This window comes from Bradyrhizobium sp. CB1717 (assembly GCF_029714325.1).
Classification (GTDB): domain Bacteria; phylum Pseudomonadota; class Alphaproteobacteria; order Rhizobiales; family Xanthobacteraceae; genus Bradyrhizobium.
In genome coordinates, this window is the sequence record NZ_CP121666.1 from 8,555,932 (window position 1) to 8,574,068 (window position 18,137).

Here is an 18,137-nt window from a genome sequence, read left to right on the forward strand (position 1 = left end):
GCATTGCGGACAACAGCATTAACTGCGATCCTGCAAAGGCGGCTTGAAGAGAGGGAAACGGTTAATGCCCCACGCCACGACCTGGGATGACGTCCGCATCTATTTCGAAGAGGCGGGTCAGGGAACGCCGATTATTTTTCTGCACGAGTTCGCGGCCGACTACACCAATTGGGAGCCGCAGATGCGCTACTTCTCGCGCGGCCACCGTTGCATCACCTATTCGGCGCGCGGCTACACGCCGTCGGACGTGCCTGATGGCGAGGTCTACACCTACACGCATTTCTACACCGATGCGCTGGCCGTGCTCGACCATCTCAAGATCGAGCGCGCGCATCTCGTTGGCCTCTCGATGGGCGCCTACTCCTCGCTGCAGATCGGTTTGAATGCGCCGCATCGCGCGCTGTCGATGACGCTGGCCGGCGTCGGCTCCGGCTCGGAGATCGAGAACTTAGAGGCCTGGCGCAAGCAGTGCCGCGCCAATGCCGAGCAGTTCGAGACGCTGGGCTCCATTGAGGTCGCCAAGGTCACGCGCGAGGCGCCGAGCCGGATCCCCTTCCTGGTCAAGGATCCGCGCGGCCACGCCGATTTCTATGCCGCGCTGGCGCGGCACGATGCGAAGGGTTCGGCTAACACGATGCGCGGCTTCCAGGGCGGCCGTCCGTCGATCTACACGATGGCGGACACGATCGCGAAGGTAGCAACGCCCGCGCTGATCATTTGCGGCGACGAGGACGACCCTTGCGTCGGGCCGAGCCTGTTCCTGAAGAAGCACCTGCCGGCCGCAGGGCTCGCCATGTTTCCGAAGTCGGGCCACGTGCTCAATCTCGAGGAGCCCGCGCTGTTCAACGCGAGCGTGGAGCGGTTCGTGGCGCTGGTGGAGGCCGGACGCTGGCCGGTGCGCGATCCAAGGTCGCTGGCGGGGAATTAGAGCGAAGGCGCTGCCAAGTATTCCGTCATTGCGAGCGCAGCGAAGCAATCCGGAATCCCTCCGCGGGGATGGCCTGGATTGCTTCGTCGCAAGAGCTCCTCGCAATGACGGAGAAACTACTTCCCGCCACCGCGGCTCAGCAGAAACACGCCCTGCTCGCCGAACATGTTCCACACCCACCAGGGCAGGTTCAGCGGCACCGGGCGGCCGTAGAGATCGAGCGCCACCGAGCGCTCCATCTTGACGTTGATGGCGTCGCAGAGCTCGACGAAATCCTTGATGGTGCAGAAGTGGATGTTGGCGGTGTCGTACCAGGTCGCAGGCAAATTCTCCGTGCGCGGCATGTGGCCGCCGATCAGGAGCTGCAGCCGCATCTTCCAGAAGCCGAAATTCGGGAACGAGACGATGGCGCGGTGGCCGATGCGCAGCAAATTCTCCAGCACGACCTTCGGCTGCCGCGTCGCCTGCAGCGTCTGCGACAGGATCACGTAGTCGAAAGCGTCGTCGGGGTAATTGACGAGGTCAGTGTCGGCGTCGCCCTGCACCACCGCGAGGCCCTTGGCGACGCAGCGGTTGACGCCCTCGCGCGACAGCTCGATGCCGCGGCCGTCGATGCCGCGGGCCTCGAGCAGCTGAAGCAGGTCGCCGTCGCCGCAGCCGACATCGAGCACTTTCGAGCCCGGCTTGACCATCTCGGCCACCAGCAGATGGTCGGCGCGAACCTGGCCGGACTGCCCGGCCGCAACGCCGCCCAGCGGCAGAACTTCCTGCACTGACATTGCTAGTCACCCCCGCCATTCAGTCCGCGCGCCTTGCCGGCCGATTGCAGGAAGGCGCGGGAGATGTCGAAGAACTCGGGCACGTCGAGCAGGAAGGCATCGTGGCCGCGATCGGTCTCGATCTCGGCGAACGACACCCGCGCGCTCGACGCATTCAGCGCATGCACCAGCGCGCGCGATTCCGAGGTCGGGAACAGCCAGTCGCTGGTGAAGGAGACGACGCAGAACCGCGTCTGGATGCCGGCGAACGCCTTCGCCAGCACGCCGCCATGGTCGGCGGCGATGTCGAAATAGTCCATCGCGCGCGTCAGGTAGAGATAGGCGTTGGCGTCGAAGCGCTCGACGAAGGACGAGCCCTGGTAACGCAGATAAGACTCGACCTGGAAATCGGCGTCGAACGAGAAGGTCGGCAGCTCGCGATCCTGCATCCGCCGGCCGAACTTCCGATGCAGCGCGGCGTCGGAGAGATAGGTGATGTGCGCCGCCATCCGCGCCACCGCGAGGCCGCGATGCGGATGGATGCCGCGATCGGCATAGCCGCCATTGTGCCAGTCGGGATCGGCCATCACGGCCTGGCGGCCAAGCTCATGGAACGCGATGTTCTGCGCCGAGTGCCGCGTCGAGCAGGCGATCGCGAGCGCAGAGAACACGCGGCTCGGATAGGCCGCGGTCCATTGCAGCACCTGCATGCCGCCCATCGAGCCGCCAACCACGGCGAACAGCGTGTCGATGCCGAGCCGGTCGATCAGCATCGCCTGCGCGCGCACCATGTCCGGAATGGTGATGACGGGGAATTCCAGGCCCCACACCTTGCCGGTGGCGGGATTGATCGAGGCGGGCCCGGTCGAGCCCATGCAGCCGCCGATCACGTTGGAGCAGATGATGAAGTACCTGTCGGGATCGAGCGGCCGGCCCGGGCCGACCAGGGTCTCCCACCAGCCGGGCTTGCCGGTGACGGGATGCACATTGGCGACGTGCTGATCGCCGGTCAGCGCATGACAGATCAGGATCGCGTTGGAGCGATCGGCGTTGAGCTCGCCATAGGTCTGGTAGGCGATCTGGAACGGGGAGAGATCGACGCCGCAATCGAGCCGCAGCGGCTGCTCGGTGCCGAAATGCGCGATGAGCGAGCTCGGATGATCGACCTCATGCGACCGATCGTCGGCACTGATCGCGGGGCTCGGAATCGACTTGACGCCAACCATCTGACCATCGACCTCGTTTGCGATCGGACTTCAGACCGCATTGACATCAGGCCATGAAAAACCCGGCCTGAACGATAGGTTCGGCCGGGATCGGAAGCGTCCCCGGCCTGTTTAGCGAGTTTTTTAACGTGGCTGCAAGCCGGCCGGCTCAAATGACCACGGAACAGGCAAAAACTTACCGGCTTGGACGGTTTTCGTCAAGTCGCGGTCCGGATCAGCCTAATTCGTCCCTGGCATGTCAGCCGAAAGGAGCCGTTATTTCTCTTTGCTTTCGCCGCTCCGACTGCCTAATCAGGACATCAACCGCAGCGGACCGCCTTTGCCAAGCATTTGGCCGATCCGCATTGGAACGCCTCTCAACAGTCCCGGCAGATATGTCCCAACGTCCGCCCGCGCCACCATCATTGCAGGAATTGCGCAAGGAGATCGATGCGATCGACGAGGCAATGCATCGCCTGCTGATGCAGCGCGGCGACATCATCGACCGCCTGATCCAGGTGAAGCAGACCCAGGAGGTCGGCTCGGCCTTCCGTCCCGCGCGCGAGGCCTCCATGATGCGCGAGATCGTGCAGCGTCATCGCGGCATCCTGCCGCTCGACACGGTCGAGAGCATCTGGCGCGTCATCATTTCGACCTTCACCTACGTGCAGGCGCCGTTCTCCGTGCATGCCGACATCTCGGTGAGCGAGCCCGCGATGCGCGATTCCGTCCGCTTCCATTTCGGTTTCACGGTGCCCTACGTCGCGCATTTCAGCGCGCAGGCCGCGGTCGAGGCGGTGGCGAAATCCAAGGGCGATCTGGCGCTGGTCTCGGCGACCTCCAGCCGCACACCGTGGTGGCTGGAGCTGGAAGCAGAAGGCGCACCGAAGATCATCGCCCGGATGCCCTTCGTCGAGCGCGCCGACCATCCGGCCGCGCTGCCCGTGTTCGCGATCTCGCGCGTCGCCGACAGCGCCCTGGTGACGGAAGTCGAGACCTTCAGCGTGCGCGTGTCGGGGTGGAATGCCGAGATCGCGCGGGCGCTGTCGCCGCTCGCCGACATCGTCGCGGTGCCCGATACCGCCTTCGACGGCGCGGCGCTGCTGGTCTCGGTCACGGCTGCGAGCAGCATCGACAAAATCAAGGCTGCCCTGATCGAGGCAGGGGCCTCGGTGCGCTCCACGGCCCTCGTCGGCAGCCACGCAACGCGCTATACGGTGGCCCCGACCGGGTCGAAATCGTAAATCGCGCACCGCCTGAAGCCTATCCGGAGTTGAAGATGTCCCGCCCCGTGCCGAACCCCGGCATTCTCGATATTGCGCCCTACACGCCCGGCAAGACCCCGGTGCCGGAGCCGGGCCGCAAGGTGTTCAAGCTCTCGGCCAACGAGACGCCGTTCGGGCCCTCGCCCAAGGCGATCGAGGCCTTCAAGAACGTGGCGTCACATCTGGAAGACTATCCGGAAGGCACCTCGCGCGTGCTGCGCGAAGCGATCGGCCGCTCGTTCGGGCTCGATCCGAACCGCATCATCTGCGGCGCCGGCTCGGACGAGATCCTCAACCTGCTCGCCCACACCTATCTCGGCCAGGGCGACGAGGCGATCTCCACCACGCACGGCTTCCTGGTCTATCCGATCGCGACCATGGCGGTCGGCGCCAGGAACGTGATCGCGGAGGAGACCAACCTCACCTGCAACGTCGACGCCATCCTGAAGGCGGTAACGCCGAAGACGAAGCTGGTCTGGCTCGCCAATCCGAACAACCCGACCGGCACCTACATCCCGTTCGACGAGGTCAAGCGGCTGCGCGCCGGACTGCCCTCGCATGTCCTGCTGGTGCTGGACGCCGCCTATTGCGACTACGTCTCGCGCAACGATTACGAAATGGGGATCGAGCTCGTCGCCACCACCGAGAACACGGTGGTGACGCACACCTTCTCCAAGATCCACGGCCTTGCCGCGCTGCGCATCGGCTGGATGTTCGGCCCCGAGCACATCATCGACGCGGTCAACCGCATCCGCGGACCCTTCAACGTGTCGACGCCGGCGATGTATGCCGCGGTCGCCGCGATCGAGGACACCGCGCACCAGGCGATGTCGAAGCAGTTCACCGAGACCTGGCGCAACTGGCTGACCGAGGAGATCACCAAGCTCGGGCTGAAGGTGACGCCGAGCGTTGCCAATTTCGTGCTGATCCACTTCCCGACCGACAAGGGCAGGACTTCGGACGACGCCGACGCCTTCCTTACGAAGCGCGGCCTCGTGCTGCGCGCGCTGAAGAACTACGGCCTGCCGCATTCCCTGCGCATGACCATCGGCACCGAAGAGGCCAACCGCCTCGTCGTCGATGCCTTGCGCGACTTCATGGCCGGCAAATGAGCGCGAACCCGCACTTTCAGCGCGTCGCCCTGATCGGCTTCGGCCTGATCGGCGGCTCGATCGCGCGCGCTGCGAAGCTCCAGGGCCTGGCTTCCGAGATCGTCACCACCGCGCGCTCGGAGAAGACGCGCGCGCGGGTGATCGAGCTCGGCATTGTCGACCAGGTGGTGGCCACCAATGCGGAAGCGGTGAAGGATGCCGATCTCGTCATCCTCTGCATTCCCGTCGGCGCCTGCGGCCCGGTGGCGCAGGAGATCGCGCCGCATCTCAAGCCCGGCGCAATCATCTCCGACGTCGGCTCGGTCAAGGGCGCGATCGTCAGGGACATGGCGCCGCACCTGCCGAAGAACGTCCACTTCGTGCCGGCGCATCCGGTCGCGGGCACAGAGCATTCGGGGCCGGATTCCGGCTTCGCCGAGCTCTTCATCAACCGCTGGTGCATTCTCACGCCGCCGGAAGGCGTCGATGCCGCTGCCACCGATCGCCTGCGCGCGTTCTGGGCCGCGATGGGCGCCAAGGTCGAGATCATGACGCCGGATCATCATGATCTGGTACTCGCGATCACCAGCCATCTGCCGCATCTGATCGCCTATACCATCGTCGGCACCGCCGACGAGCTGGCGCAGGTGACAGAGTCCGAGGTGATCAAGTTCTCCGCCGGCGGCTTCCGCGATTTCACCCGCATCGCGGCCTCCGATCCGACGATGTGGCGCGACGTGTTCCTTGCCAACAAGGAGGCTGTGCTGGAGATGCTCGGCACCTTCACCGAGGATCTCGCCAAGCTGACCCGCGCGATCCGGCGCGGCGACGGCGAGGCGCTGTTCGAGCACTTCACGCGCACCCGCGCCATCCGCCGCGGCATCGTCGAGATCGGCCAGGATTCGGCGGCAGCCGATTTCGGCCGCCAGCACGGGCAGCTCGCGAAGAAGCCGTAGCCCCCCTCTCTCTTCCGTCATTGCGAGGAGCGCAGCGACGAAGCAATCCAGACTGTTTCCGAGGAGAAAGTCTGGATTGCTTCGCTTCGCTCGCAATGACGAGGGCATCGATACAGCCGCGTAGCCCGGATGGAGCGCAAGCGTAATCCGGGACAGTGCCAGCCGTATCGAAGAACCCGCGGATTGCGCTGCGCTCCATCCGGGCTACGGGAGCCAATCAATACAGCGGCGGAATCTGGCCAACCTTGACCGGTCCGAGCAGCACCGCGCCATCGACGAATTTCAGCGGGAAGCTGCGCGCCTTCTTGCCTTCGAGCGTGCTCTCGGTGCCGATCGAATTGATGCCGGCGGCAACGCCGGCATTGGCGTTCTGCTTGATGACCTTGCCGAGGCCGGGAACGGCGCGGTCGAGCGCGCCGAACAGATTGTTGAGGTCCTGCGACTTCACGCCGGGCGCGACGCGATCCAGCGTTGCCTGCGGCACGCCCTCTTCCAGCATCTTCTCGATCCCGAGCGCGGGGATCACGCGCTCGAGGCCGGTCACCGTCATCTGCAGCTCGCCGTCGAGTCGGCCATTGGCCGACAGGCCGAGCGTGCCGGCCGCGACCGCGATCATCTCACCCTGCTGGATGCGCGACTGCACGATCTCGATATGGCCGCCAGCGGCCTGGATCTCGCGGAAGCGCTGCGGCCAGGGCTTTGGCGTGAGGTCGGAGAGGCCCGTGATCTTGGCGCGCGTGTCGGCCTCGAACGGCTCGGCGAGCAGGGGATGAACGCCCTGGATGCTGCCTTGCGCAACGTGGAGCACGGTCTCGATCACGGGATGATCGGCCGGCGAGCCATCCGCAAGGCGGCCATGCAGCTCGATCTGCTTGGCGCGCGCGAGCGGCACCTGCACGCTGCCGTCGAGCCGGTTGATGTTGGGATCGTCGAACACGATGGAGGCGCGGTCCGGCACGGCCGGCAGGCCGACGACGCTGCTGCGGCCCTTGCTCCAATTCACTACGAAGGTGTTTTGCGTGACGCCGTCGGTCAACGTGGCCGGCGCCGAAAACTCGGCGATCACGAGCTTGGGATCGTAGACCTGCGCAACGACCAGGATGTTGTCGAGCCTGGCCGTGAACGGCGTCTTGCTGGCGTTCTGCGAGACCAGGGCGACGCTGGCACCGGAGCACTGGACCTCGAAGCGGAACGGGAAGCCTGCGATCGAGCGCTTGGCGCAATCATAGATGCGGCCGGACTTGGCCTCCTGCGCACGCCAGGCGTCTGCGGCGACCTCGGCCTGCGACGCGGCATAGAACCAGAAGCAGGTCCACGCGACGGCGAGGATCAGCAGGAGAACGGGTGCGATGAAAAGGCCCCAACGGGAGCGGCGGCCTGTGGCAACGGTCATATCGGACATGCGGCGACCCTTTGGCCCCAGATTCAGGCAAATGTAAGCGGGGCCGGCCCCCGACGAAAGACGGAGAATTCGCTTCGCTTGGGGCCGGGGTTCTGGTAGCCGTGCCCGAAATGTCGGAAATCACCCTCCCCTCCGTCACCACAGCCAAGGGCGACCTCTGGGTGTTCGGCTACGGCTCGCTGATGTGGCGGCCGGGCTTCGAATTCGAGGAGCGCGTCCCGGCGCGGCTGGTCGGCGAGCACCGCGCGCTCTGCGTCTATTCCTTCGTGCATCGCGGCACGCCGGAGAAGCCGGGCCTGGTGCTCGGGCTCGATCGCGGCGGCGCGTGCCGCGGCATCGCCTTCCGCGTCGCCGAAAAGAACCGCGCTGACGTCGTCGCCTATTTGCGCGAACGCGAGCAGGTGACGTCGGTCTATCGCGAGGTGATGCGCTCGGTATGGCTGGAGAACGATGCGCGCCAGCGCGTCTCGGCGCTCGCCTATGTCGTCGACCGCGGCCATGTGCAATATGCCGGACGCCTGTCGCTTGCCGACCAGCACCGCCATGTCGTCCAAGGCCACGGCCAGTCCGGCGCCAACCGCGACTATGTGACGGCAACGGTGAAAGCCATCGAGGCCGAAGGTTTTCGCGACGCGCAGCTGCATCAGCTCGCGACGATGCTGCATGGTGATGCACATGTGCTGCACGCGCCAGCTCCCGAAGATCGGGAGAGCCGCTAACTCTCCGACGGCGCGTAGCTCGGCGCGCTGCCGATCAGCTGCTCCTGCTCTTTCCGCCCCGCTTCGACGAGGCGGCCGGTCGCGTCTTCGATGACCGTTTGTACGCGCGCGAGAAACTCGTCCTTCGGCAGGCCCGGCGGCAGCGGATCGAGGAATTCGACCACCAGCGTGCCGGGATAGCGCATGAAGGTACGGCGCGGCCAGAACAGGCCGGAGTTGAGCGCGATCGGCAGGCATTGCACGCCGCAGGACGAATAGATCTGCGCAAAACCTGTCTTGTAATCGGGCGGCGCGCCCGGTGCGCGGCGCGTGCCTTCCGGAAAGATCACGAGCTGCTTTCCACTGCGCACCGCCTCGCGCGCCCGCCGCGTCATGTCGAGCAGCGCCTTCACGCCGGCATTGCGGTCGATCGCGATCATGCCAGTCTTGACCAGGAACTGGCCAAACACCGGGATCTGCATGAGCTGGCGCTTGAGGATGAAGATCGGGCGATTGAAGAAGCCGGGCAAAACGAACGTTTCCCAGAACGACTGGTGCTTTGCTGCGATCACCAGCGGCCCCTGCGGGATCTTCTCAGTCCCCCGGAATTCCACCTTGATGTTGCAGATCACGCGCATCAGGAAAAGCGTCGCCTTCGCCCACCATTGCGCGACCGTGAGCATGGCACGCGGCGGCAATGCGAAGGTCGGCAGCGCCACGATCGCAAGGCAGACCAATACGGCGTAGAACAGCACGTTGAACACGAGCGAGCGCAGGAAAATCAGAAACATCGACGATCCGATTAATTTGCCGATCAATTGCCGGTCAATTGGCTTGGGCGGTGGCGGGCCGCTTCGGCTGCTGACCTGCAGGCTGCTCCGACATCTCGGGCGAAAGGTCAATCCCGAAATCCTCCAGCCGCACCCTGAGTTCGGCCGCGATGTACTTGACATATTCGGACAACAGCAGCCGCAGGGTGGATGCCGAGGTCCACCACGGCTCCTCGCGCCATTTATCGCCGACCACCGCGAACGGGATCAGCGTGGTCTCCGGCATCGCGTGCGAGAATTCCACCAGCGCGCGCGGCATGTGGTAATTCGAGGTCACCACGATCAGCGACTTGAAGCGCCGGCCTTCGGCCCAGCGCCGCGCCTCCGCGGCGTTGCCGCGGGTCGTCAGCGCGGTGCGATCGAGGTCGACGCAGCAGGTCATGAAGGCCTGGTTCTCCGGCAGGGTCCGCGAGATGTCGTTTGCCGTCGAGGTCGGATGCACGCCGGAGATCAGCAGCCGCTTGCCATAGCCGGCCGCCAGCAGCTCCATCGCGTCCGACACCCGCGAGGAACCGCCGGTCAGGACGACGATGCCGTCGGCCTTGCGGTCCGGCGCGATCTCGGCGCCGCGCATCTGCGACAGGAACGCGACGAAGCCCGCCGCCGCGGCGACGAAAGCGAGCGCAATCGTCGACACGATTGTCGCGCGCAGCCAGCCGCGCGGCAGTTTCGGCGATCGATCGTCGGTCGGCGAGGTCATGCGATGTCGGTGATCCCTTCCCTGGATGATTTTAGGACGTTTTGAGGCGAAGTGGAGTCCGGTTTCTTCACCCTCTCCCCTTGGGAGAGGGTGGCTCGTCGCGATAGCGGCGAGACGGGTGAGGGGTTGTCTCCGCGAGAGCATCTCTCAGAGTTGAACGAGCAGATAGAACCCCTCATCCGGCGCTTCGCGCCACCTTCTCCCGCAAGGGGAGAAGGAAGAAAAACCACCTCAATCGATATCATTCAGCGTCGCGAACAGCGTCTGGCGTGAGGCGACGGCGGTGATGGCGCCGATCAGGACCGCCTGCACTGCGAGCACGACATAGCCGGACGGCCGCAGCGAGAAGGTGCCCAGCAAGGCCGCGAACTGATCCCCGACCGGGGTGCCCGAGAACCAGCCGGCGACCGACTCGGAGAAGCCGAACACCAGCATGGCGGCGCCGCCGCCGATCACGCCGCCTTCGAGGCCGAGCCTGAGGAAATGCCGCAGGAAGCGGTTGGCGATGTAGCGGTCGCCGGCGCCGACAAAATGCAGCACCTCGACGATCGGACGGTTCGCCGCCATGGCGCCGCGGGTCGCGAACGACACCGAGATGATGGTCGCGATGATGACGAGCGCGAGGATGCCGAGGCCGGCGAGCACGGTGGCATTGGTCATCGAGCGCATGCGCTCGATCCAGGCGCGGTGATCGTCGACGCTGGCGCCCGGCGCCACTTGCGTCACGCGGGCGCGCAGGGCGCCGAGATCGAGCGGCGTTCCCGGCTGCACCCGCGCGATGATCATGCGCGGCACCGGCAGATCGTCCATCGACAGCCCCGTGCCGAGCCACGGCTCGAGCAGCTTGCCGCTCTCGTCCTTGCTGAACGGCTTGACCTCGACGATGCCGGGCTGCGCGCGCATCGCCTCGGTCACCGCCGCGCTGTCGCGGTCGAGATCACGCCCCGATTGCGGACGGACCTGGATGGTGATCTCGCTTGCGACCTCCGACTGCCATTCCGCGGCGGAGGCGCTGACCAGCAGCACGGTGCCAGTGGTCATCGACGCCAGGAAGGTCATGATGGCGACGACGGCGACCAGCGCGCGGCCCTGGATCGAGGCGCGCGGCACGATCGGCGACATGTTGCGCGCCTTGGCCGGAAGCTGCGGACGCTCCTGTCCGAGGTCGACCAGCACGCCGCGCTCGTCGGTCTTACTCATAGACGTGCAGCCGTCCCTGATGCAGCACCAGCCGCCGCGCCTCGTACTGGTCCATCAGGCCGATGTCGTGGGTTGCGATGATGACGGCGGTGCCGGATTTGTTGAGCTCGATGAAAAGCCGCAGCAGGCGGCGGCCGAGCGTCGGATCGACGCTGCCGGTCGGCTCGTCCGCGAGCAGCAGTTGCGGCCGCGAGATCACCGCGCGCGCGATGGCGGCGCGCTGCTTCTCGCCGCCGGAGAGAATGGGCGGCAGCGCATCCATGCGGTCGCCGAGGCCGACCCAGCGCAAGAGGTCGATGACCTCCTTGCGATAGCTCGACTCGCTGCGGCCCATGACGCGGAACGGCAGCGCGACATTCTCGTACGTCGTCATGTGGTCGAGCAGGCGGAAATCCTGGAGCACGATGCCGATGCGCTTGCGCAAGTCCGCGATCTCGTCCTTGCCGAGTTGCGAGATGTCGTGGCCAAACAGATTGACGAGGCCGCGCGTCGGCCGATGCGACAGGAACAACAGGCGCAGCAGCGAGGTCTTGCCGGCGCCGGACGGGCCGGTGAGGAACTGGAAGGAATGCGCCGGGATCTGGAAGCTGAGGTCGCGCAGGATCTCCGGCCCCAGACCGTAACGCAATCCGACATTTTCGAACCGAACCAAGCTCAGCTCCGTTCGAGAGGGGGCGATAGACGCGACGCGGCGCGCTACCTTACGCGATCAACGGTTTTTGCGACCGTTATGGTTTCCGGTTCGTTAACGGTCGCCTTGTAGCATCCAGGGCAACCGGCTCTCCGGATCATCAAGACCAGTCCATGCATCAAGGCTCGTCCATGCATATCGTCTGCCCCCATTGTACGACATCCTACGCCATCAAGCCCGCGAGCCTGGGGGCGAACGGACGGACGGTCCGCTGCTCCCGCTGCAAGGAGACCTGGGTCGCCTATGCCGAGGATGCCATCGAGGAGGCGTCCGTCCCGGCCATGGCTGCGGCCCGCCAGGCCGACGACCAGTCCGACCTCGCCGCGCAGTGGAACTCCTATGCCAGGGACGACAACGCCGCGGACGCCCCGGTGGTCGACAGCCCCTCGATCGCCGGCGACTGGCCGGCCGACGAGGCCCGGGAGCTCGAGGACGAGTGGTCAGCGGCGGCCCGGGCCGCCGAGGAAGAAGCCGTGGGCGCACAGCACCAATCCTGGTTCCGCAGCCTGTTCAGCCGGCGCGGCGCACGGGTCAAGCGTCCGACCCCGACTGTGGCGCCGCGAAAATCCTATTTCGGCTTGCCGACCGCCTGCGCCGCCATGGCCGCGCTGGTGCTGGCCCTGATCATGTGGCGCGGCGACGTGGTGCGCCTGCTGCCGCAGACGGCGGCCTTCTACAAGATGGTCGGGCTCGAGGTGAATTTGCGCGGGCTGGCCTTCAAGGACGTCAAGCTCTCCAGCGAGACCGTTGACGGTAAGCAGGTGCTGGTGATCGAGGGCGTGATCGTCGGCCAGGGCAAGAAGCCGCTCGATATCCCGCGGCTGCGCTTTGCCGTGCGCGACGCGCAAGGCGCGGAGATCTACGCCTGGAACTCGGTGCTGGAGCAGACAGTGCTGCAACCCGGCGAGCGCGCCTTCTTCCGTTCGCGCCTGGCTTCGCCCCCGCCGGAGGGCCGCAACATCGACGTTCGCTTCTTCAGCCGGCGCGACATCGCCGGCGGCAGCGTATAGTCAACCTCGCAAGGTCCGAGCGGAGTTCGTCCCAAAGTTGGTCTCATGCCAAAAATCCTGATCGCCGATGACGAGGATTCGATGCGCACGCTGGTGGCGCGCGCCATCGCCATGGATGGCCACGAGACCGTGACCGCGCAGGATGGCGCCGAGGCGCTGGAGATCCTGACCCGCGAGGACGGCGCGTTCGACCTGCTGCTCACCGACATCCAAATGCCCGTCATGGACGGCATCGCGCTGGCGCTGTCCGCCGCGCGCGATTTCCCCGGCCTCACCATTCTGCTGATGACCGGCTTTGCCGACCAGCGCGAGCGCGCATCGAACCTCAATGCGCTGGTGCACGACGTCGTGACAAAACCGTTCTCAGTCGCGGATATCCGTACCGCTGTGGCGGATGCGCTGGCGGCAAAGAAGGGGTAGCGGGCGGCGCTGCAGTTGCGTCGGCCATGCCTCTATGACGCGACGCCACCGCTACACATTCGGTGTCGTCCTGGCGAAAGCCAGGACCCATACCGCATGATCTATCTGTCGGAAATGAAAGTCGTACCGGGCAACGAGTCTTCGCCAAACGCCTCCCTGGGGTAATGGGTCCTGGCTTTCGCCAGGACGACGTCGGGGAGGCATCGAGGCTATCGCCCCTAAAAATCCTTCAGCAGCCGCTCGATGTAGTCGAGCTCGATCTGCGGGCGCGAGGGATCGCCTAAGCGGCGGCGGAGCTCTTCGAGGATGCGGCGGACGCGCTGGGCGTCGATCTCGCCAGGGATCTTGACCGTGTAATCGTCGCCGAACTCACGGCCGTGAAGCGGCCGGCCGAGCGGGTCGGTCTGATTGCCGCCGCTCTGCTGGCGGCCGGCCCGGTTGCCGGGGCCATCGCCCTGCCCGTCGCCATCGCCCTGCTGCATCGCCTCGGCCATCTTCTGCGCGCCCTTCCGCAGCGCGTCGAGCGCCTTGCCCTGCGAGTCCACGGCGCCATCCGCGTTGCCCTCGCCGAGCTTCGAGCCGGCATCGCCCATGGCGCCGTCGGCGGCGTCGAGGCTGCCGTCATCATCGCCCTGGTCGCCGTCCTGATCGCCATCCTGGCCGGACTGTCCCGGATCGCCCTGCTGGCCCTTCTGCCCCGGCTGACCCTTCTGGCTCTTTTGTCCCTTCTGCGTGAGGCCGCGCTTGGCGAGCTCGTCCTGCAGCTTCTTCAGGCGGTCGCGCAGCGTCTGCTGGTCCTGCTGCAGGTCCGACATCGACTGGTCGCCCTGCTTGCCGCGGGAGCGGTCACGCCGGGAATCCTGGCCCTGCTTGAACGTCTTGTCGCGCAATTGCTGCTGCTTGCGGATCATGTCGCTGAGCTCGTTCAGCGCCTGCTCCATGTCGCTGTCGCCGGATTGCCCGGGCTGCGCCATCTGGAGATTTTCCATGATCTGCGCGAGCTGCTCGAGCATGCGCTGGGCCGCTTCGCGATTGCCCTCGCGCGCCGCCTTCTCGATCTGCTTCAGCAGCTCGTCGAGATCGCGCTGCGTGATGACGTTGCGATCACGGCTGGAGGACTGGCTCCGTTCCGTCGCCCGCTTGTATTCCTCGAGCTTCTGGATGGCGTCGGATTGATTGCTCAGGCTCTTGCCGGATTCCTTCTGCTTGAGGCTGTCGCCGGAATCCTGCATCGCCTTCTCGGCGCTGTCGAGCAGCGCATCGGGATCCTGGTCCAGCTGGGCAGCGGCCGGCGAGACGCCGCCCAACAGGACGGCGAGACAGGCGATCGAGATCGCCTTGAAGACTGGCACGCGTGCTAGCTTCCGCATTTCCGGTCCCGCGTAAACTGGTTGGCCCCGTCATTGCCCGCCTTGGCCCGGTTGCTCGCCGACTTCCGATAGGCCTGGAGCTGCTGGCGAAGTGCGTCCTGCTGCTGCGCCAGCTCCTCGAGCTGCTCCGCCGTCGCCTTCTGGGTCTTCTGTCGCAGCTCGATCGCCTTGTCGAGGATGAGCTGAACCTCCGCCGGGAACGGCTGCCGGGGGCCGAGCGGATTCTGCTCGGCGCGCCGGGCGAGATCGCGCACCTTGCCGGCCATGGCCTCGCGGAGCTTCTGCGTCAGCACCTTGATCTCGTCCTCGCTGGCGCCGCGTTCCAGCGCCCGCTTGAGCGCGTCCTGCGCCGAGCGCAGCGCGGCGTTGACGCTGCCGGCGACACCGTCGTCCTCGATGGTGACCGCGAACGCCCACATGCTCGCCACCACCTCGCGCAGCGCATCGTCGGTGCGGGCCGCCTCGAGCTGGGCAGCGAGGCTGCGCAGGCCGAGATAGCAGCCGGCATCCGGCGTGAACAATTCGGGCGCGATCATCAGCGCGTCCAGCGCGGCGTAGACGTCGGAATTCTTGTTGGCGTCGAGCGCGAGGATGCGGCGCTGCTCGATCAGCGCGCGCGCGAGCGAGTTGGTGAACAGGCGCTCGGGCAGGCGCATGTTGAACGGCTCGCTTCTCGCCTCGTTGCCGGCCTCGTCCTTGGCGGTGAGCGTCAGCGTGACGTCGGCGCCGGCATAGGGATCCTCGCTGAGGTCCTTCACGGTCTGACCGACGCCGTTGCGGGTGCGCGCGTTCGGCAGCACCAGCGGGAATTGCGGCGGCTGGAACAGCGGCCGCGCCGCGGCCTTGCTGTCGTCCTTGCCATCGCGCAAACCGATTTGCGCCTCGGCGCCGGTGACGCCGTAATCGTCCTCGATCTTGTAGGAGAGCTGAAGTCCGCCGCGCGCCTGGCGCTCGGGATCCTTGGCGAGCGAGATCGTCGGCGCACGATCGGGCGTCGCGGCAAACGCCCATTGCGGCTGGCCGGAAGGCGCGCGGACATGCGCGGTGCCGTCGGCTGTGATGGCGAAATGCTTCTCGTTGGTGCCCTTGGGCGTGGCTTCGGTGGGGGCGACCTCCTTGAGGCCGCCGGAGACGACGACATCGAGGCTGCCGCCGGACGAGCGCACGATCAGCGTCGAGCCGGCGGGAACGGCGAGCGGACCGCTCGCCGGCAGCGCTGCCGCCTCCTTGTTGGCGGCCGACAGGATCACCGGCGGCTTGCCGGTGTAGAGCGGCGGCGTGACCCAGGCATCGACGCGAACATTGGCCGGCGCCAGCACGCCGTTCCAGTCGAAGGCGGCCCCGACGCGCATCGCGCGTTCGTCGCCGGCCGCGAAGAAGGTCGCAACCAGCATCACCATGACCAGCGCCCGCAGCGCCCAGGGATCGTGAAGCGCGAGCCGCGGGCGCGGCAGACCGGCACGGATGCGCTTCAGCGAAGCCAGCGTGCGTTCACGCTGCGCCTGCCACAGCGCCTTCGCGATCGGGTCCTGCGAGCTCAGCGTGTCCGTGAGTGTCGTCGCCGGGCGATGCCGGATGCCTGAGCCACGGTCGAGCCGGCTCAGCGCTTCCTCGCGGCTCGGCCAGCGGAACCGAAGCAGCGGGAACAGCGCGGCGATCGCAATGCCGGCAAAAATAACGAGGCCGACGGCGCGGGCCAGGAACGGCAGCGCCAGCCAGAGACCGGCCCAGGACACCACCAGGAACAGGCCGATGACGGTCAGCAGCCGCGCGAAATTTGGCCAGGCACGCTCCCACGCGATGGCATAGATGGCCCTGTCGAGGGCCTGCGCCAGCTTCAGCCGCGACAGAGCGTCGCCATCGCGGTTCGGGTCTGACGGGTCGGGGGTGACGCCGTTCAATCAGCTCTCCAGGTTGCCCGGTAGAGAGAAGCGTACCACAACGGCAGCACTGAGGCATCCGTTCCTGTACGGGAGACACCCCTTTTCCCGCATAACACGAGGACGTGACTGGCCTGCCGCAACCCCGTAATTTCCGTGCCGCCACCTGAGGGAAACGAAGGAAACGCCATGGACAAGAAGATGCACGACAAGGGCCTCGAGGTCCGCAAAGCGGTACTGGGAGAAGCCTATGTCAACAATGCCCTGAAGAACGTCGACGATTTCAACCGTCCGTTCCAGGAGATGCTCAACGAATATTGCTGGGGCACGGTGTGGGGCCGCGAGGAGCTGCCGCGCAAGACCCGCAGCATGCTCAACATCGCGATGATCGCGATCCTCAACCGCCAGCACGAGTTTCGCGCGCATCTGAAGGGCGCGCTCACCAACGGCGTCACCCGCGACGAAATCCGCGAGATCCTGATGCAGGTCGCCATCTACGGCGGCATGCCGGCCGCCGTCGACAGCTTTCGCATCGCGCGCGAGGTGTTCGCGGAGATCGATGGGAAGGCGTGAGGCAGGCATGCGTGAGGGACGCGAACTCCCTCACCGCCGTCGTCCTGGCGAAAGCCAGGACCCATAACCACCGACGGATGTGATGCGAAGACTGGTGGTTGCCACCGCGCGTAGCGATTGCTGCCTGGGGTAATGGGTCCTGGCTTTCGCCAGGACGACACCGGGAATGGACGCGCGCAGATCGATAAACAACGAAAACGAAAAAGGGAAACACCATGGACATCGGATTCATCGGGCTCGGAAACATGGGTTTCCCGATGGCGCGGCGGCTGATCGAAGCCGGACACAGGCTCGTTGTGTTCGATACGCGCAAGGAGGTCACGGACAAGCTGGTGGCGCGCGGCGCCATCGCGGCGACCTCGCCGAAGGACGTCGCCGATCAGGTCGAGACCGTGATGGCGAGCCTGCCCTCGCTGCAGGCTTCGCTTGACGTTGCAACCGGCGCGAACGGCGTGATCGAGGGGAGCCGCGCCAAGCGCTTCATCGATCTCTCCACCGTCGGCTCGGCGATGGCTTCGAAGATTCACGGCCTGCTCGCCGAGCGCGGCATCGTGCAGATCGACTCTCCCGTCTCCGGCGGCGTCGGCGGCGCCGAGAAGGGCACGCTGGCGGTGATGGTTTCGGGGCCGAAGGCGGAGTTCGAGCTGCTCAAGCCCGCGCTCGACGTGATCGGAAAAGTGTTCTTCATCGGCGAGAAGCCGGGCGCGGCGCAGACCATGAAGCTCGCCAACAATTTCCTGTCGGCCACGGCGATCGTGGCGACGTCGGAAGCCGTGGTGATGGGCGTCAAGGCCGGGCTCGATCCCGCCGTGATGATCGACGTCATCAATGCCGGCTCCGGCATGAACACCGCGAGCCGCGACAAGTTTCCGCGCTCGGTGCTGCCGCGCACGTTCGATTTCGGCTTCGCCACGGGATTGATGGTCAAGGACGTGCGGCTGGCGCTGGAGGAGATGAAGCAGCTCGGCCTGTCGATGGAGGTCGCCGACGCCGTCGGGCGGCTGTGGGAGACCGTGATCAGCGCCGAAGGCGCGGAGTCGGATTTCACCGCGGCGATCAAGCCGATCGAGAAGAAGGCGGGGGTCGTGGTGGGTAGAGCCAAGGGCGGATTGGCGGGGAAGTAGCGCACCCACATCCGCCGCTGTAGCCCGGATGGAGCG

18 protein-coding genes and 1 riboswitch are annotated in these 18,137 nt (G+C 66.1%); of the genes, 9 read left to right on the plus strand and 9 right to left on the minus strand.

All coding sequences use genetic code 11. The features are described 5' to 3' along the window. The first annotated feature begins 64 nt into the window (after positions 1–64). The gene (locus tag QA649_RS39735; protein WP_283021908.1) at positions 65–928 is read left to right on the plus strand and encodes an alpha/beta hydrolase; all 864 of its coding nucleotides are present in this window, start codon (positions 65–67) and stop codon (positions 926–928) included. A 116-nt stretch (positions 929–1,044) separates the two neighbouring features. On the opposite strand, the gene metW is transcribed toward QA649_RS39735, so the two are convergent. Further along, the gene (metW, locus tag QA649_RS39740) at positions 1,045–1,707 is read right to left on the minus strand and encodes a methionine biosynthesis protein MetW (protein WP_018646552.1); all 663 of its coding nucleotides are present in this window, start codon (positions 1,705–1,707) and stop codon (positions 1,045–1,047) included. Positions 1,708–1,709: 2 nt separating this feature from the next. Further along, on the minus strand, positions 1,710–2,912 hold the full coding sequence (locus tag QA649_RS39745) for a homoserine O-acetyltransferase (RefSeq protein ID WP_283021909.1): 1,203 nt from the start codon (positions 2,910–2,912) through the stop codon (positions 1,710–1,712). A gap of 90 nt (positions 2,913–3,002) precedes the next feature. Next, a riboswitch (SAM riboswitch) is annotated at positions 3,003–3,082 on the minus strand. A 204-nt stretch (positions 3,083–3,286) separates the two neighbouring features. Between QA649_RS39745 and QA649_RS39750 the strand changes: the two genes are divergently transcribed. The 3 genes from QA649_RS39750 to QA649_RS39760 are packed head-to-tail and all read left to right on the plus strand — an operon-like array spanning position 3,287 to position 6,203. After that, positions 3,287–4,135, plus strand: a complete 849-nt coding sequence (locus QA649_RS39750) for a chorismate mutase (protein ID WP_283021910.1) — start codon at positions 3,287–3,289, stop codon at positions 4,133–4,135. 35 nt (positions 4,136–4,170) lie between these two features. Further along, a complete protein-coding gene (hisC, locus tag QA649_RS39755; protein WP_283021911.1) occupies positions 4,171–5,268 on the plus strand; it encodes a histidinol-phosphate transaminase in 1,098 nt (365 codons plus the stop codon). Beyond that, positions 5,265–6,203, plus strand: coding sequence for a prephenate/arogenate dehydrogenase family protein (locus QA649_RS39760; RefSeq protein WP_283021912.1), 939 nt, complete (start codon positions 5,265–5,267; stop codon positions 6,201–6,203). The genes hisC and QA649_RS39760 overlap by 4 nt, the downstream gene beginning before the upstream one ends. Positions 6,204–6,420: 217 nt before the next feature. Here the strand turns inward: QA649_RS39760 and QA649_RS39765 are convergent, their stop codons facing one another. Then, positions 6,421–7,605: a DUF2125 domain-containing protein gene (locus QA649_RS39765; protein ID WP_283021913.1), complete on the minus strand. Its 1,185-nt coding sequence runs from the start codon at positions 7,603–7,605 to the stop codon at positions 6,421–6,423. Positions 7,606–7,715: 110 nt separating this feature from the next. Here QA649_RS39765 and QA649_RS39770 point away from each other — a divergent pair, with 110 nt between their 5' ends. After that, entirely contained in the window at positions 7,716–8,324 is a 609-nt protein-coding gene (locus tag QA649_RS39770; RefSeq protein WP_283021914.1) for a gamma-glutamylcyclotransferase, read from the plus strand. On the opposite strand, the gene QA649_RS39775 is transcribed toward QA649_RS39770, so the two are convergent. The 4 genes from QA649_RS39775 to ftsE all read right to left on the minus strand — a co-directional run bounded on the left by QA649_RS39775 (position 8,321) and on the right by ftsE (position 11,685). After that, a complete protein-coding gene (locus tag QA649_RS39775; RefSeq protein ID WP_283021915.1) occupies positions 8,321–9,094 on the minus strand; it encodes a lysophospholipid acyltransferase family protein in 774 nt (257 codons plus the stop codon). The two genes, QA649_RS39770 and QA649_RS39775, sit on opposite strands and share 4 nt — an antisense overlap. A gap of 34 nt (positions 9,095–9,128) precedes the next feature. Beyond that, complete coding sequence (locus QA649_RS39780) at positions 9,129–9,833, minus strand: YdcF family protein (RefSeq protein ID WP_283021916.1); 705 nt, start codon at positions 9,831–9,833, stop codon at positions 9,129–9,131. A 231-nt stretch (positions 9,834–10,064) separates the two neighbouring features. Continuing rightward, a complete protein-coding gene (locus QA649_RS39785) occupies positions 10,065–11,033 on the minus strand; it encodes an ABC transporter permease (protein WP_018646543.1) in 969 nt (322 codons plus the stop codon). After that, positions 11,026–11,685, minus strand: a complete 660-nt coding sequence (gene ftsE / locus QA649_RS39790) for a cell division ATP-binding protein FtsE (protein WP_018646542.1) — start codon at positions 11,683–11,685, stop codon at positions 11,026–11,028. The genes QA649_RS39785 and ftsE overlap by 8 nt, the downstream gene beginning before the upstream one ends. A gap of 170 nt (positions 11,686–11,855) precedes the next feature. Between ftsE and QA649_RS39795 the strand changes: the two genes are divergently transcribed. Beyond that, entirely contained in the window at positions 11,856–12,734 is an 879-nt protein-coding gene (locus QA649_RS39795) for an MJ0042-type zinc finger domain-containing protein (RefSeq protein WP_283021917.1), read from the plus strand. A 45-nt stretch (positions 12,735–12,779) separates the two neighbouring features. Further along, positions 12,780–13,154 carry a response regulator gene (locus tag QA649_RS39800; RefSeq protein WP_283021918.1) on the plus strand — a complete coding sequence of 125 codons (375 nt, stop codon included), beginning with the start codon at positions 12,780–12,782 and terminating at the stop codon, positions 13,152–13,154. 218 nt (positions 13,155–13,372) lie between these two features. Here QA649_RS39800 and QA649_RS39805 read toward each other — a convergent pair whose 3' ends face one another. Next, a complete protein-coding gene (locus QA649_RS39805) occupies positions 13,373–14,524 on the minus strand; it encodes a DUF4175 family protein (protein ID WP_283021919.1) in 1,152 nt (383 codons plus the stop codon). Further along, on the minus strand, positions 14,512–16,425 hold the full coding sequence (locus QA649_RS39810; RefSeq protein ID WP_283021920.1) for a TIGR02302 family protein: 1,914 nt from the start codon (positions 16,423–16,425) through the stop codon (positions 14,512–14,514). Before QA649_RS39810 ends, QA649_RS39805 begins: the two co-directional genes overlap by 13 nt. 168 nt (positions 16,426–16,593) lie before the next feature. Here QA649_RS39810 and QA649_RS39815 point away from each other — a divergent pair, with 168 nt between their 5' ends. Together QA649_RS39815 and QA649_RS39820 are read left to right on the plus strand one after the other, a co-directional pair. Further along, positions 16,594–16,977, plus strand: a complete 384-nt coding sequence (locus QA649_RS39815; protein ID WP_008567285.1) for a carboxymuconolactone decarboxylase family protein — start codon at positions 16,594–16,596, stop codon at positions 16,975–16,977. A gap of 215 nt (positions 16,978–17,192) precedes the next feature. Continuing rightward, a complete protein-coding gene (locus QA649_RS39820) occupies positions 17,193–18,101 on the plus strand; it encodes an NAD(P)-dependent oxidoreductase (protein WP_283021921.1) in 909 nt (302 codons plus the stop codon). Positions 18,102–18,137: the final 36 nt, after the last annotated feature.